This is a genomic window from Vescimonas sp., assembly GCF_057856985.1.
In genome coordinates this window covers 63,523-78,046 of record NZ_DBLZXX010000003.1, presented here as the reverse complement: position 1 = coordinate 78,046, position 14,524 = coordinate 63,523, and the positions used below count along the sequence as shown (strand labels likewise).

Annotated in this window: 11 protein-coding genes; 2 read left to right on the top strand and 9 right to left on the bottom strand. The window is 60.3% G+C overall.

Annotated features, from left to right (window positions below):
- Positions 1 to 211 precede the first annotated feature (211 nt).
- The 7 genes from ACZM22_RS04420 to ACZM22_RS04390 all read right to left on the bottom strand — a co-directional run bounded on the left by ACZM22_RS04420 (position 212) and on the right by ACZM22_RS04390 (position 10,414).
- Positions 212 to 1,282 carry an ABC transporter ATP-binding protein gene (locus tag ACZM22_RS04420; protein ID WP_489543296.1) on the bottom strand — a complete coding sequence of 357 codons (1,071 nt, stop codon included), beginning with the start codon at positions 1,280 to 1,282 and terminating at the stop codon, positions 212 to 214.
- Between the two features lie 155 nt (positions 1,283 to 1,437).
- Positions 1,438 to 3,090: an ABC transporter permease gene (locus tag ACZM22_RS04415; RefSeq protein ID WP_484438113.1), complete on the bottom strand. Its 1,653-nt coding sequence runs from the start codon at positions 3,088 to 3,090 to the stop codon at positions 1,438 to 1,440.
- 18 nt (positions 3,091 to 3,108) lie between these two features.
- On the bottom strand, positions 3,109 to 4,095 hold the full coding sequence (locus tag ACZM22_RS04410) for an ABC transporter permease (RefSeq protein ID WP_484424373.1): 987 nt from the start codon (positions 4,093 to 4,095) through the stop codon (positions 3,109 to 3,111).
- A 222-nt stretch (positions 4,096 to 4,317) separates the two neighbouring features.
- A complete protein-coding gene (locus tag ACZM22_RS04405) occupies positions 4,318 to 6,597 on the bottom strand; it encodes an ABC transporter substrate-binding protein (RefSeq protein ID WP_489543234.1) in 2,280 nt (759 codons plus the stop codon).
- 187 nt (positions 6,598 to 6,784) lie between these two features.
- Positions 6,785 to 7,351 carry a hypothetical protein gene (locus ACZM22_RS04400; RefSeq protein ID WP_489543233.1) on the bottom strand — a complete coding sequence of 189 codons (567 nt, stop codon included), beginning with the start codon at positions 7,349 to 7,351 and terminating at the stop codon, positions 6,785 to 6,787.
- Positions 7,351 to 9,057: a M3 family oligoendopeptidase gene (locus tag ACZM22_RS04395; RefSeq protein ID WP_489543232.1), complete on the bottom strand. Its 1,707-nt coding sequence runs from the start codon at positions 9,055 to 9,057 to the stop codon at positions 7,351 to 7,353. The genes ACZM22_RS04400 and ACZM22_RS04395 overlap by 1 nt, the downstream gene beginning before the upstream one ends.
- An 88-nt stretch (positions 9,058 to 9,145) precedes the next feature.
- Positions 9,146 to 10,414, bottom strand: coding sequence for an MFS transporter (locus ACZM22_RS04390; protein ID WP_489543231.1), 1,269 nt, complete (start codon positions 10,412 to 10,414; stop codon positions 9,146 to 9,148).
- A 239-nt stretch (positions 10,415 to 10,653) separates the two neighbouring features.
- Between ACZM22_RS04390 and ACZM22_RS04385 the strand changes: the two genes are divergently transcribed.
- A complete protein-coding gene (locus ACZM22_RS04385; RefSeq protein ID WP_489543230.1) occupies positions 10,654 to 11,928 on the top strand; it encodes a M18 family aminopeptidase in 1,275 nt (424 codons plus the stop codon).
- Positions 11,929 to 12,023: 95 nt separating this feature from the next.
- Here ACZM22_RS04385 and srtB read toward each other — a convergent pair whose 3' ends face one another.
- Positions 12,024 to 12,911: a class B sortase gene (gene srtB / locus ACZM22_RS04380; protein WP_489543229.1), complete on the bottom strand. Its 888-nt coding sequence runs from the start codon at positions 12,909 to 12,911 to the stop codon at positions 12,024 to 12,026.
- 210 nt (positions 12,912 to 13,121) lie between these two features.
- Here srtB and ACZM22_RS04375 point away from each other — a divergent pair, with 210 nt between their 5' ends.
- Positions 13,122 to 14,162 (top strand): threonine aldolase family protein, encoded by a 1,041-nt coding sequence (locus ACZM22_RS04375; RefSeq protein ID WP_489543228.1) that lies wholly within the window; start codon positions 13,122 to 13,124, stop codon positions 14,160 to 14,162.
- Positions 14,163 to 14,209: 47 nt separating this feature from the next.
- Here ACZM22_RS04375 and ACZM22_RS04370 read toward each other — a convergent pair whose 3' ends face one another.
- Positions 14,210 to 14,524 carry a hypothetical protein gene (locus ACZM22_RS04370; RefSeq protein ID WP_483268421.1) on the bottom strand — a complete coding sequence of 105 codons (315 nt, stop codon included), beginning with the start codon at positions 14,522 to 14,524 and terminating at the stop codon, positions 14,210 to 14,212.

Here is a 14,524-nt window from a genome sequence, read left to right as displayed (position 1 = left end):
GGGGAAATACTTCTTCAGGTGGTTGACCTGCAGAATGTACTGGGGATCATACTCCACGGGAGTGAAATCGTTGTCCACGGCGAGAGAGGGCTTCTTCGCCTTCTGGCTGTGTGCCTGCTCCTTGACAAACTCGTCGGCATTCTGCTTCTGAGTCTCTTTCAGCTCCTCGAGGACCTGATCGTCATTCTTACCTGCTTTCCAGAACGGCATCTTATTCACCCTCCTTTCCGTTGTCGGCGCTGCCGGTCATTTCCCGCTCCACCTGCTCCTCCAGATCGGGCCGCTTGCCGTCGTAGTAGCGGTAGCAGCTGACCTTGTGGGTAGGCGAGATGCTGACCTCACAGGGATATTCGCCGCTGCACTGCTCTACGCACATCTCGCAGCGATCCTTGAAGTAGCAGTAATCCGGCATATTGATGGGATTGGGCACCTTTCCGGGGATGGAATAAAGCTTATCCACCTGCCGGCCCACCACCGGCTTGGAGGCCATCAGGCCGATGGTATAGGGATGCGCGGGGTGGGCGAAGATCTCCTCCGCCGTACCCTGCTCCACGATACGTCCCGCATACATGACCACCACGTAGTCCGCCATCTCGGCGATAACGCCCAGATCGTGGGTGATGAACATGATGGAGGAATTGATTTTGTCCTTCAGGTTCCGCAGCAGGTCCAGGATCTGCGCCTGAATGGTCACGTCCAGCGCCGTGGTCGGCTCATCGGCGATGATCAGGCGGGGGCTGCACGCCAGGGCCATAGCGATCATGACACGCTGGCGCATACCGCCGGACAGTTCGTGGGGGAAGTTCTTGTAAACGCCTGCGCTGTTAGCGATGCCCACCATCTCCAGCAGCCGGATAGAGCGCTCGCGCACCTGCTCCTCCGTCTGGCCCTTCTCGCCGTGGAGGGCGATGACCTCGTCCAGCTGGTCGCCGATGCGGAACACGGGGTTCAGTGCGGTCATGGGCTCCTGGAAGATCATGGACACGAAGTTGCCCCGCAGGTGCTGCATCACGGAGTCGGGGGTCTTGGTGACATCGTAGGCTTTGTCGCCCAGATTCAGGCGGATCTCGCCCTCCACCACCTGACCCTGGGGCCGCTGCAGCAGCTGCATCAGGGACAGACTGGTGACGGACTTGCCGCAGCCGGACTCGCCCACCACACCCACGGTCTTGCCGATGGGCACAGAGAAGGTGACGCCGTCCACGGACTTGACCACGCCGGTGTCCGTAAAGAAGTAGGTATGGAGGTTATCGAACTCCACCGCATTGTTAGTGTCGTGCATCTCGGTGAGATACTCGGACTCCGGCACGGTTTTACGCTTGCGCTTCTTTTCCAGCGCATTGGTGATCTTGCGGTTTTCCTTGGAAATACGGCGGGATTCCTTTGCGGACAGATAACCGTCGTTGTGTTTCTTAGCCATTCCGATCCACTCCTTTCTCAGCGCTTCATCTTCGGGTCGAACGCATCACGCAGACCGTCGCCCACGAAGTTGAAGCCCAGCACTGTCAGCATCAGGCAGATACCGGCGGGGATCCAGATAAACCAGTACTCCGTCAGCACGTAGGAGTTGGATACGTCGTTCATGATGTTGCCCCAGGATGCGAAGGGGAACTTAACGCCCAGACCCAGGAAGGACAGGGTCGCCTCGGTGATGATGGTGGAACCCAGGCTCATGGTGCAGTTGACGATGAGCTGCGGGATCACGTTGGGGATCAGGTGCCGGAAGATACGGCGGGACACGCTGATGCCGCAGGCCTCAGTAGCGGTCATAAACTCCTGCTCACGCAGGGACAGGATCTGGCCGCGGACCAGACGGGCGATGCCGGGCCAGCCCAGGAAGCCCAGGATCAGCATCAGGTACAGCATACGGACCTGCGGGTCCACGCGCATGCCGTCCATGGCCGCGCCCAGGATGATGATCAGCGGCGTGGAAGGGATGCAGTAGAAAATATCCACGATACGCATGATGAGATTATCCACCCAGCCGCCGAAGTAGCCGGAGATACCGCCCAGAATCACGCCCAGCGTGGCGGAAATGATGACCACGATGAAGCCGATGCACAGGGATACGCGGCCGCCGTACATCAGACGGGTCAGCATATCCATACCGTTCTTATCGGTGCCCAGCGGGTGGGCCTTGTTGGGGAAGGAGTAGGCGTCGAACACGCGGGTGACGGTGCCCTCCTTGATGGACCACTGGTACTTGGCAGGGTTGTATTCCAGCTGGATCTCTCGAACCTCGCCGTTCTCGTTGGTGTACTCGATCTGGGTCTCTCCCTTGCCCGCGGCCTCAATGACCCGCTCCTTGAACTCTTTGGAGATCACGGTGCCGGACACCTTGGACTGGATGACGTAGCGGCTGATGTACGCGACTTCCTCGCCGTTGAGCATCACGCTGCCGTCGTCCATGGTATAGGTCTTGCCGTCGGCGGTGAACTCGGTCTCACCGGTGACGTGGGCCTTCAGGGCGTTGAAGCTGAAGCTGAAGCTGAACTTCTCACCGGTGACGCTGGGATTCACGATGTCCTTGTACGCCACCGCCAGCAGTGTGCCGCCGCTGGACACGGAGTATAGGCTGTCGCCCTCCTCGGTGATGTCGTAGTTCACACCCTTGTAGCTGAAGCTGTCATCCTTGCCCATGTGCAGTGTCAGCTGCGCCTGCAGGATGGCGCCGAACTCCTGCCCGTCCGCGATGAGGTACCGGTACTCGGTGTTCTCGCTGAGGGCAGCGTATTCCTTCATCTGGATGTCATCGCGGTAGAACACCTCGTCCTGCCCGTAGGGGCTGACCAGACCGCCGATGAAGGAAAAGATGAACATCACGGCCAGAATGGTGAGGCCCACCACCGCCAGCCGGTTGCGGAAGAACCGCTTGGCCACCAGCGTACCGGGGGACAGCACCTTGACGCGGCGGTCATCGCTGAGGGAGTAATCCTCCTGGGGCGTGTTATCCTCAGAGGGCGTATTGTCCTTTCCCGCGTACTTTTCGTTGAGCTCATAGGAACGGCGGCGGGCATCGGTGCCCGGCATTCCCTGCCCATGGCCGGGAACGGACAAATCTTTATCCGTCTTATCGTTAAAATAACTCATTCGTCACGTCCTCCCTTCTCAAGCGATGCGTACCCGCGGATCAACCACGGCGTACAGGATATCGGAGATGAGGTTGCCCAGCAGCGTCAGGATCGCCAGGAACGTCATGTAGAACATGGAGAACGGAATATCACCGGCCACCATGGCGTTGTAGGAGATGTAGCCGATGCCCGGGATAGCGAACAGCGTCTCTGTGATCAGCGCGCCGGCGAACAGGCCGGGCAGGCTGCCGCCGATAAACGTGACCAGCGGGATCAGCGTATTGCGGAAGGCATGGTGATAGATGACCTTTTTCTCGGACAGGCCCTTGGCACGGGCAGTCCGGATGTAGTCGGCGTTCAGCACCTCCAGCATGTTGGTGCGGACGTAGCGCATCCACGGACCGATGGAGATGAACACCAGCGTCACGATAGGCAGCACCAGATGCTTGGCCATATCCAGTATCTGCCCGAAGCGGGATAGCGTATTGAAATCACGTCCTGTCAGACCCACCAGATCAAACCAGCCCAGCTTCACGGAGAACACCAGCTTCAGCAGGGTGGCAAAGAAGAACGTGGGCAGAGACATACCCAGCAGGGCCACGGTGGTAACGGTATAGTCAGTCACGCTGTACTGCTTGGTGGCAGCCACGATGCCCAGGGGCACCGCGATCAGCAGCTCGAACACCAGAGAGATAGCTCCCATGATGAAGGACACCCAGATGACCTCGTTGAACTTCTGGATGACGGGCACGGTGTACTTCCAGCTGTCGCCGAAGTTGCCGGTGACCAGGTTTTTCAGCTGCACGAAAAAGCCTGGGATCAGCTCCAGATCCAATCCGTATTGGGCATTCAGCTGGGCCAGCCACTCCTCGTAGGGCTTGGAGCCGGGTGCCTGTGACAGCTGCCGCGCCATCGTCTCCACGTAGGAGGCGGGCAGACAGCGCATCAGCACATAGATGATGAATGTCACAAAGAACAGGATCACAATCGATAGCAGTGTGCGTTTGACTAAGAATTTGCGCATACAATCCCTCCGTTTTGCCGACAGCCGCCCCGCGCCAGGGGCCGCTGTCCTTTTTAATGTGATTCTGCGTATCAGGCAGTCGTTCCGGCACGGACGTCGAACCGCCTGACTCATACGCAAAAAGAGTCCGGTGATAGGCTACCCTGCGGCTTTGCAGCCGCAGGGTAGCCGTCTTAAAGGTTTTTGGGCCTTTAAGGAAAATCAGATGTACGGATCAGGCGCTTACTTCAGATCCAGCAGCTCCAGATCGTTGTACCACTGCCAATAGGTAGTGATATCGGGCGTCACGGTATCCAGGTTCACGCGCTGGCTGGAGATGATGATGCAGTTCTGGCGCTGATAGACGGGGATCTCAACAGCCCAGTCGGCCACGATATCCAGGCACTCCTTGTACAGGGTCTTACGATAGGTCTGATCGGTGGACTGACGGGCCTGCATGATCAGGTCATCCAGCTCGGCATCCTTGATCCAGTAGGACTTCTCGTTAGAACCGCCCTGGCTGTGATAGATCTGGAACATATCGGGGTCGGGAGTGGCCTGCCACGCCATGGCGAACATGTCCGCGTTACCAGCGTTGATGGCGTTGGTCATCTCGGAGAAGTTGGACATATCGGAGACGATCAGGTTGAAGCCCAGCTCCTTCAGAGCGTCGGAGGCCAGGGTCAGAGCCATGAAGGTGGGGTGGTCGCCCGTGCCGCTGCCGCCGACCATGACCTCAGCGTCCATGCGGGCATCCGCGGGAGCCGCGGTGATCTTGCCGTCGGTGACGGTGTAGCCGGCAGCCTCGAAGTAACCCAGAGCGGCCTGCTTGGCGGCGGCGTACTTATCCTCGGCGGACATACCGTCGGTGTAGATGTCGTTGCCGTTCACATCCACGGAGAAAGCGACCTTGTAGCCCTCATCGGTGACACGGGGAGCGGCCCAGGAGGTGTCGGAGATGGGGTAGTTGATAACATTGGCGAACTCACCGTAGTAGGAGTCCACAGCCACGTCACGGTACACAGCGATCACAGTAGCGATAGCCTTACGCAGGTTCTTGGATGCCTCGTCGCCGCCGTTGCCATTGCCGACCTTCACACGGTTGGCGTTGAAGCCGACATAGCCATAGCCCAGATTGGCGACCAGATCGGTCTGCAGCACGTCACCGGAGATCTCGCCGTTGGAGTTGGCCTTCTTGATCTGATCGGCAGCTTCCTTGGAGTAGGAAGGATCGGTGATGTCGATGGTGCCGGAAACGACGCCGGGGATCTTATCCACATCCTGCATCTCGCGCCAGATGATGGTGTCGATCTTGGGCTCGCCCTTCCAGTAACCGGCGTTCTTCTCCAGGGTCACAGCGCCGTTGGAATAGCTCTCGAAGGTGTAGGGACCGGAACCGACAGGAGCGGAGGTCACAGACTTGACGTGGGACAGGTCGCCCTTGTCGAAGCCGAACTTGTTGTTGTCATAGTCGTACTTCTCGGTCTCGCCGTAGTAGTGCATGGGGCAGATGGTCACGGGGATCTGATAGATGGCGGTGGCATTGACCTCGGTCAGGGTGACGGTCATGCTGTAATCGCCGGTCTTGACGATACCAGCGACGTTGGGAGCGGACTCACCGGTCTGCACGCCGACGGTGTAGTCGGAGAAGGCGTCACCGATCTCAGCCTCGATGAAGGCGGAGATGCTGGTGCCGGCGGTCTCGGCGTTGATGCCGTTATCGGAGATGTCATAGCCGTACTTAGCCACGATGGCCTTCCAGAAATCCTCGACAGTGGCGCCCTCGGCCAGCTCATAGCCCCAGTTGGCAGCCTGGGCGGCCACGGAATCACTGGCGGTGGCGCTACCGGCAGCCACAACGTAGTCCAGGATCTCCTGAGTGAACTTCACGCCGGCGGCGTTGAAGGCAGCCCAGAAGGTGTTGTACTGATCCTCGGTGAAGAAGTCGGTGGCGGTGTAGCCGTCAGGACCGGCAGCCAGGATCAGGTTCATACGGGAGTCCATGCCGGAACGATAGGCATCCAGACCCTTGATGGGGATGGAGTACAGGGTGGACACGCCGTCATAGGTGGGGTCAAGCAGGACGTAGTAGGAGAAGATGACATCGTCGATGGTCATCTCGGTACCGTCGGAGAACTTGACGCCGGGCTTCAGGGTGATGTTGTAGTCAACGGTGCCGTCCTCGTTCTCAACGATCTCGCAGTCGGCCACGCCGTAGTAGGTGTAGTCGGTGCCGTTGTAGGGACGGACGTCACCCTCGATGCCCTTCAGCACCACGGAGCCCTCACGGTCGGTGCCCAGCAGAGGGTCGAAAACCATGTTCATGACCTGGTTCTCATAATCGTTGGTGTAGAAGAAGGGGGAGAACTTGCCGTCGAAGTTCTGGGTGCCGACCACCAGCGTCTTAGCGGTCGAGCCCTGATCCTGATTATTGTCATTGTTGGCGTCGTTCTGCTGGCCGCAGCCTGCGAACAGACCCACGCACATGACGACAGACAGGATCAATGCAAGTGCCTTTTTCATTGGATCTAACTCCTTTTCGATATATTTGCAGCAACGGGTGTATACCCGTGGTGCACAATGGGACTCTGCATGCGGAGCATGCAGAAAAAGGGAGTACTCCCTTTGGGCCGGTCGATCGCCGCTGCGATATAATCGGTCATTTTGTTTATTATACCATATACTTATGCCTGTTGTACAGTCTTTTTTCTCATTCTGCCGGGATTTCGCCGCTCTTCCCCACGGGTTCCCACGCGCTGCGCCGCACCAGCTGCCGCGCAAACAGTGCTGCCACAAGGGTTACGGCCTTCAGCGCCAGATAGGCTGCCGCCAGTGCGCCGCGTCCACCGCTGCCGGACAGCAGGAGGTATACGACCTCCGCCGCAAGGCCCACGCCTGCCGCGATGGCCTCGCCCAGACACCGTCCGGGCAGCGCCTGCACCGTGGCCCTGTACACGTACTCCCGCATGGGGTACTCCCGGGCCTGCCAGCGGACTGTGGCCCATACGACGCTGCCGGTGAGTCCCACCTCCGCCGCGTAGGGCAGCAGCACGTAGAAGCATCGGTCCATGCCCGGTGCGGAGATGCACCCTCCGGCCACCACCGCCGCCGCCATCACCGCCGTCAGCAGCCACACCCGCCGAAGGAGCGCAGTGCGCTCCTTCTCAGCGGCGCGGCAGACGTAGCAGGTGCCGGTGTAGACATAGTTCCCCGACACATCGCGATAGAAATCATTGAGATGGTCGCGGCGTCCCCGCCGCTTTTTGCTCTCCGCCATTACCGGATGCCGGTCATGTCATAGCTGTCCAGCCACTGGTCGGCGGCGGCGCACACGCCCCGCAGGCAGCTCTCATCAAAGGGAGACTCCAGGCCGGCGTTCTTCAGCAGATCGGTGAAGGTGCGGCTGCCGCCCTGCTTGGTGTAGGCCATATAGTGCTCCCAGGCGTCGCCCAGATCCTTCTGGATCATGGCCCAGAACTCCAGGGACACGGTCTGCGCCAGGCAGTAGTCGATATAGTAGAACGGGCTGGAGTAGATGTGGTGCTGACGCTGCCAGCGGCGTCCCTCGGTGTAGAAGGGGATCTCGCTGTCGTCCATCTTCACCCACGGCATGTAGAGGCCGGTCAGCTCCTTCCAGGCGGCGTTGCGCTCGGCGGGGGTCATGTCGGGCTTCTCATACACGATGTGCTGGAAGTGGTCCACCATGGTGCCGTAGGGAATGAACGTCAGGGCGCCGGCCAGATGGCTGTACAAGAACTTGCGGGTGTCGGGGCCGAAGAAGCCCTCGGCCCACGGCCAGGCAAAGAACTCCATGCTCATGGAGTGTACCTCGCAGCCCTCCAGCGTCGGCCAGATGTAGCTGCTGGGGATGCGCTTGCGGTTGGTCCAGTCGGCAAAGGCGTGACCGGCCTCGTGGGTCACCACCTCCACATCGTGCTGGGTGCCGTTGAAGTTGGCAAAGATGAAGGGCACCTCATACTCGCCCAGGCTGGTGCAGTAGCCGCCGCCCTGCTTGCCCTCGGTGCTCAGCACGTCCAGCAGCTCGTTGTCCAGCATGGTGCGGAAGAACTCCTTGGTCTCGGGAGACAGCTCACCGTAGAACTTCATGCCCTGGGCCAGGATGTCGTCAGGGGTGCCCACGGGGCAGGGATTGCCGGACCGGAACTCCAGCGCCAGGTCAGCAAAGCTCAGGGGATAGCTCTTGCCCAGACGCTCCGCCTGACGGCGGCAGATCTTGTCGGCCACCGGCACCAGATACTTCTGTACGGCGGTGCGGAACTTCTCCACGTCCTCCTTGGTGTAGCAGTTACGGTTCATGCGGTAGTAGCCCAGGGTGGTGTAGCCCTCATAGCCCATCTTCCTGCCCATGCTGTCGCGCAGGTGTACCAGCTTGTCGTACAGCTCATCCAGCTCCGCCGCGTGCTCCATGGACCACTTGGCGTCGGCCTGCCACGCCGCCAGACGGCGGGCATCGTCGGGATCGCTCTTCAGCGGCGTCAGCTGGGACAGGGTGTAGGTCTTACCCTCGAAGGGGATCTGAGCGGAGGCCAGCAGCTTCTCGTATGCCTGCACCAGGTCGTTCTCCTGCTGCATCTCGGGGATGATCTCCGGCGTAAAGCACTTGCGGGCGATCTCAGCGTTGACGAACATCAGGTCGCCATACTCTGCGGTGAACTCCGGACGGAACTTGGACTCCAGCATAGCCGCCTTCCATGCCTGCTGATACTCCTCCAGCTCAGGGCTGAAGGTGTTCCAGAACTTCTCCTCCTCATCGTAGAAGGTGTCACGGGTGTCGATGGAGTGGCGGATGGATGCCAGTGTGGCCTGGGTCTCCACGGCCAGAGACGCCTTCTGCTCCTCCAGGAAGGCCGCCTTGGCCTCCTCATAGGTGCCGGCGTTCTTCAGCCGCTCCGTCAGCTTCGTCAGCTGCTTTTTCACCGTCTCCGTGTCGGGGCGGGCGTAGGGCATTTCGGAAAACTTCATATCTTGCTCCTCCTTGCATGATTTACGATGGTACATCGTTCTATGTCGCGGCGTGTCGGATCATCCGCCGCCGCGTCGGCATACAAATTCACTGCTGGCGGTTGTAGATGGCGCTGACCGCCGTCCTGTTCCCGCCGATGAACACAATGGCCGCAGCCGCCGTCACCAGCATGAACGCCGTCAGCACCAGTCTCGGCGGCAGCACCACCGTCAGTGCGCCGGCCACCAGCTGACCGGTAAGGCTCCCCACGGTGTTCAGCATATTGAACGCCCCGTTGAACCGTCCCTTTTTCTCGTCCGGCACATAGCTCTGGGTGGCGGAGATACGGATGGTATAGCTGGTGACGCCCAGCAGCCCGTTGCACAGGCACATCGCCATCATCACCGGCACCGGCGTGTAGAGATACCCGCCCTCCAGCATGGAGATAACGATATATACCGTCAGGGCGATGGCGTACTTCCGGTGGGTAGGCAGCTGCACCTTATAGTGTACCAGCCCACCGACGGTACGGCCCACCACCATCATGCCCCACACCAGCATGTACACGTATTCGCCGTTGGGAAACGCCCCCTTGAAATAGGGCAGCGTGATGACCTGGGACGCGCCGCCGGCCAGCGAGCTGAATGCGAAATAGCACGCTACCGCCAGCAGCCCCTTCTCGCTCCACAGGAACCGGAAGCCCTCCCCGATGTCCCGCAGCAGCCGCCGTGCGGAGGACTCTCCCGCCGTTGCCGCGGCCTTTTGCGTCTCGATGTACTTCTCCTCCGCCCGGATCTGCGTCTCCGCGATGGCGGCGGTCAGAAAGCACACGGCGTTGATGCCCAGCAGCGGCGCGATGCCCACCTTGTTGTAGACGTAGGTGGAGATGGGGATCATCACCGCCGACAGCGTCTCCAGTACGCTGGCGATGGAGTAGGCCTTGGAGTAGTTGCCCTCGGTGATGAGCATGGGGTAAAAGCTCTCGTAGGCCACCATATAGACGCTGTTGATAGTGCCGATAATGAAGCACCACACCGCCAGTACCGGAAAGCTGAACCAGCCCCTGCTCAAAATGAACGCCGCCATGGCGTAGATGCCTGCTGAGATAAAGTCCAGCGTATAGATGGTCCTCTTGCGGGAGAACCTGTCCAGAATAGCGCCGGAGAAGATGGGTGCGATGATCTGGGGCGCGGTGAACGTGGCGATATAGATGGCGTACAGCAGGGACGACTCGGTGTAGTCCAGCACCAGCAGGCTCAGAGCGAAGCCGGACATGGCGTTGCCCAGCATGGATACCACGCTGCCCAGTGTGATGATGGTAAAGTCTCGCGTCCACAGAGGGGCGACAGCCGGTCGGATCTCATCGGTCTGTTTCATATATCTGCACGGACCGTTCCGCCGGAACGACCGCCCCCCTCCTTTCCTGAAATGAAATAGTATCACGTAAATAGTATCGTGTAAGTAGACATTATAACGGATAGATCGCCGATTGGCAAGTATCTTTCGGGGCGGGGCTGCGGCGGGGACGCACGGCGCTTGCCAGACCCGCGGCCCGTGTGCTATAATAGCATACGACAAAATTGTCCATCTTTCGAGGACAAAGGAGGTTCTTCTCTATGACGCACACTTCCGTCCAGCCGCTGCTGGACTTCATCGCCGCCAGCCCCAGCTGCTACCATGTGGTGTCCAATCTGGCCGCCCGTCTCACTGCGGAGGGCTATACGCCCCTGTCCGAGCGGGACCGCTGGACTCTGACTCCCGGCGGCCGGTACTTCGTCACCCGCAACAGCTCCAGCATCCTCGCCTTCCGCGTACCCCGGAAGCTGACCGGCGGCTTCATGATGGCCGCGGCCCACAGTGACTCCCCTGCCTTCAAGCTCAAGGAGAACGCGGAGCTGCGGGACAACGGCTACATCCGCCTGAACACCGAGAAATACGGCGGCATGCTGATGGCCACGTGGTTCGATCGCCCCCTGTCCGTGGCGGGCCGCCTGTTCGTGCGGGAAAACGGCGCCATCGCGGAAAAGCTGGTGAACGTAGACCGTGACCTGCTGGTGATCCCCAGCGTGGCCATCCACATGAACCGGAACGCCAATGACGGCATGAAGTATCAGGCCAACATCGACACCGTTCCCCTGTTCAGCGCCGAGGACCCCGACGCCGCCATCCTGCCCCTGGCCGCGGAGGCCGCCGGCGTCCGTCCGGAGGACGTGCTGGGGCAGGACCTGTTCCTCTACTGCCGCGGCTGCGGCACGGTGCTGGGCGCCCACGGCGAGTACATCCTCTCCCCCAAGCTGGACGACCTGGCCTGCGTCTGGGGCTGCACAGAGGGCTTCCTCTCCGCCGGTGACAGCGGCAGCCTGCCGGTGCTGTGCATCTTCGACAACGAGGAGGTGGGCTCCGCCACCAAGCAGGGCGCGGCCTCCACATTCCTGCGGGACACCCTGCGCCGCATCAGCCTGGCCCTGGGCCAGGACGAGGAGGCTTTCCAGACCACCCTGGCCCGCAGCTTTCTGGTATCCGCCGACAATGCCCACGCCATCCACCCCGATCACCCCGAATACGCCGACCGAGGCAACTGCCCCCGCATGAATGGCGGCGTGGTCATCAAATTCAACGCCAACCAGCGCTACGCCACAGATGGCCGCTCCTGTGCCGTGTTCCGCGCCGCCTGCGCTGAGGCAGGCGTACCGGTGCAGCTGATGGCCAACCGCTCCGACCTGCCCGGCGGCTCCACCCTGGGCAGCATCGCCGGCACGCTGGTACCGGTGAGCACCGTGGACATCGGCCTTGCCCAGCTGGCCATGCACTCCTCCTGGGAGACCATGGGCGCGCAGGACTGCGCCTATCTGGCCGCAGCAGCAGCCCGCATTTTTGAGACCGAGCTGTAACGTCCCCGCGCCCTCCAGCCCCGCCGGAGGGCGCTTTCTGCGCAAAAAATATCCCTTTCCCGCAGGAAAGGGATATTTTTCAGTCATTTTCCGGTTCAGGAGGGCCAGTCGATGGGAACCATCTCTCCCATCACCACATAGCGGGCGTTGTCGTACACGTAGTCGCAGGTGGACAGCGTCAGGATATTGCCCGTGGGCGTACCGGTGGTGGACGTAAACGTGGAGCTGCTGATGCACTGCTTGATGTAGTCCGAGGACAGCTCATAGGCGTACACGTCAGAGTCATGGGGCGTCACCATACCGGCGAACAGGTTCACCTTGTACAGCTGATTGGGCGTATACAGGTACAGGTAGGGGTGCGCGTCGTAGAAGCTCTGATCTTTGTACTTGGTGATGGCGGCGAACATGCGGCCGGACTTCATATTGTGCCCGTACAGCAGGTTGTTCTGGGTGGTAAAGTCGGAATTGCAGCGCCAATCCAGGAAGATGGTACCGTTCTTGTTGCTGGAGCCGTCGATATCGCGGTACAGGTAGTACTCGCCGCCCTCCTCCGCCGTCTGGACGATGGGGTAGTTGATGCCGGTGTTGGCGCCGTAGATCCAGCCCACCACGTCAGGATACTTGGCCTGCAGCGCGGCGAAGTCCACGGAGATGTAGTCGGGCTCGCTGCCGGTGCTGCTGTCGGTGTTGCCGTCGGTGTTGTCATTGGAAGGCGTGACCGGTGTCACCACCTGATCGATCAGATCCTGCTGGCTCTTTTCGCTTTCCTTTTTCTCCATCATATAGCTGATGATCTTCACCGAGGAGAACACCAGTACACCCAGCAGAATGGCCAGCACACCGTAGTACAGCACCTTGCCGCCTTTATGCTTCTGGCTGCTCCGTCTGGGTCTGTCGCCGTAGTCGGCGGGGCGGTTCTGGGACCGCTCGTCGCGCACACGGGAGCCCCGCTCCTCGCGGCGTCTGTTAGGTCTTTCGTTCATGTAACAAGCCTCCTTGCTTTGCAAGCATTGTAGCAGGTTTCGCATATCAATGCAAGTTGTATTTACAACCTGTAACCAAATTTAACAGTTTGTCACTTAATAGTTTGTCTTTACTTCCCCGCCAAGTTACGTTAAAATAGATATCACACACGATAAGACGGCGCGGCGTCTCCGCAGGTTCCGCCGCCCGAAAAAAAGGAGCAAAATGAGATGATCTACTTCAACAGCGATTATCTGGAGGGCGCGCACCCCGCCCTGATGGCAAAGCTCAACGAGACCAACATGGTCCAGACCGTGGGCTACGGCGAGGATGAGTACTGCGCCGCCGCACGGGAAAAGATCAAGGCAGCCTGCCAGGCCCCTGACGCCGACGTTCACTTCCTGGTGGGCGGTACGCTGACCAACACCACGGTGATCGCCTCCGTTCTGCGGCCCTATCAGGGCGTCCTCACCGCCGCCAGCGGCCACATCAACTGCCACGAGACCGGCGCCATCGAGTCCTCCGGCCACAAGGTGCTGGCCCTGCCCACCAACAACGGCAAGATCACCGCCCGGCAGGTGGAGGACTATTACAATTGGCATCACTTCAGCCCCGACTATGAGCACATGGTCATGCCCGGCATGGTGTATATCTCCTTCCCCACCGAGGGCGGCACCATGTACTCCAAGGCGGAGCTGACGGCGCTGTACGAGGTGTGCCGGAAGTGCGGCCTGCCACTCTTTATCGATGGTGCGCGGATGGGCTACGGCCTCACCTGCGACGATTGCGACCTGACCCTGCCGGAGCTGGCGCGGCTGTGCGATGTGTTCTACATCGGCGGCAACAAGGTGGGCGCTCTGTTCGGCGAAGCCGTGGTCATTATGAACGATGCGCTGAAGCGGGACTTCCGCTTTATGATGAAGCAGCGGGGCGGCATGCTGGCCAAGGGCCGTCTGCTGGGCGTGCAGTTCGACGCTCTGTTCACCGATGACCTGTACTTCAGGATCGCCCGCCACGCCAACGTCATGGCCAAGAAGATACACGCCATTTTCGAGGAGAACGGCTACTCCTTCCTCTTTGACTCCCCCACCAACCAGCAGTATCCCATCATGTCCGATGCGGAGCTGGCCGAGCTCGGCAAGGACTTCGGCTACGAGTACTGGGAGCGTGTGGACGCCGCCCACTCCGCCGTGCGCTTCTGCGCCAGCTGGGCCACCACTCAGGAGAACGTGGACGCCCTCCGCGCCGCCGTCCAGGCCCTGAAAAAGTAACGAATTTTGCAAAAACATCCCCTCCGGCGATGCCGGAGGGGATGTTTTCATATCTTTTTCGCCGCCACATCGCACAGCTGAAGCCTGACGCCGTTTTTCGCCGCCAGTGCCCTGCCCTTCTGCAGCAGCTTGTCCCGATTCTTGTTGATGAGCTGGACCACCAGCTCGTCCTTCTTGGCCTGGGGCATGGTGTTCAGCAGCGTCCGCGCCATGCTCACCGCCATGCCCCGGTTGCCCGACAGCACGCCGCCCAAAATGCCGCCCTTGCCGTCCTTTTCCAGCTTCTCCGCCAGCAGCGGCACCAGCAGCTCCGTCAGGCTGTTGTAGTCGATGTCATCGACCAGTATCTTCAGTTCGATCAT

Bases quoted from the DNA above. Each gene is read 5' to 3' on its own strand.
- ACZM22_RS04420 (WP_489543296.1), bottom strand. From the start codon at position 1,282: ATGCACGACACTAACAATGCGGTGGAGTTCGATAACCTCCATACCTAC.
- ACZM22_RS04415 (WP_484438113.1), bottom strand. From the start codon at position 3,090: ATGAGTTATTTTAACGATAAGACGGATAAAGATTTGTCCGTTCCCGGC.
- ACZM22_RS04410 (WP_484424373.1), bottom strand. From the start codon at position 4,095: ATGCGCAAATTCTTAGTCAAACGCACACTGCTATCGATTGTGATCCTG.
- ACZM22_RS04405 (WP_489543234.1), bottom strand. From the start codon at position 6,597: ATGAAAAAGGCACTTGCATTGATCCTGTCTGTCGTCATGTGCGTGGGT.
- ACZM22_RS04400 (WP_489543233.1), bottom strand. From the start codon at position 7,351: ATGGCGGAGAGCAAAAAGCGGCGGGGACGCCGCGACCATCTCAATGAT.
- ACZM22_RS04395 (WP_489543232.1), bottom strand. From the start codon at position 9,057: ATGAAGTTTTCCGAAATGCCCTACGCCCGCCCCGACACGGAGACGGTG.
- ACZM22_RS04390 (WP_489543231.1), bottom strand. From the start codon at position 10,414: ATGAAACAGACCGATGAGATCCGACCGGCTGTCGCCCCTCTGTGGACG.
- ACZM22_RS04385 (WP_489543230.1), top strand. From the start codon at position 10,654: ATGACGCACACTTCCGTCCAGCCGCTGCTGGACTTCATCGCCGCCAGC.
- srtB (WP_489543229.1), bottom strand. From the start codon at position 12,911: ATGAACGAAAGACCTAACAGACGCCGCGAGGAGCGGGGCTCCCGTGTG.
- ACZM22_RS04375 (WP_489543228.1), top strand. From the start codon at position 13,122: ATGATCTACTTCAACAGCGATTATCTGGAGGGCGCGCACCCCGCCCTG.
- ACZM22_RS04370 (WP_483268421.1), bottom strand. From the start codon at position 14,524: ATGATCGAACTGAAGATACTGGTCGATGACATCGACTACAACAGCCTG.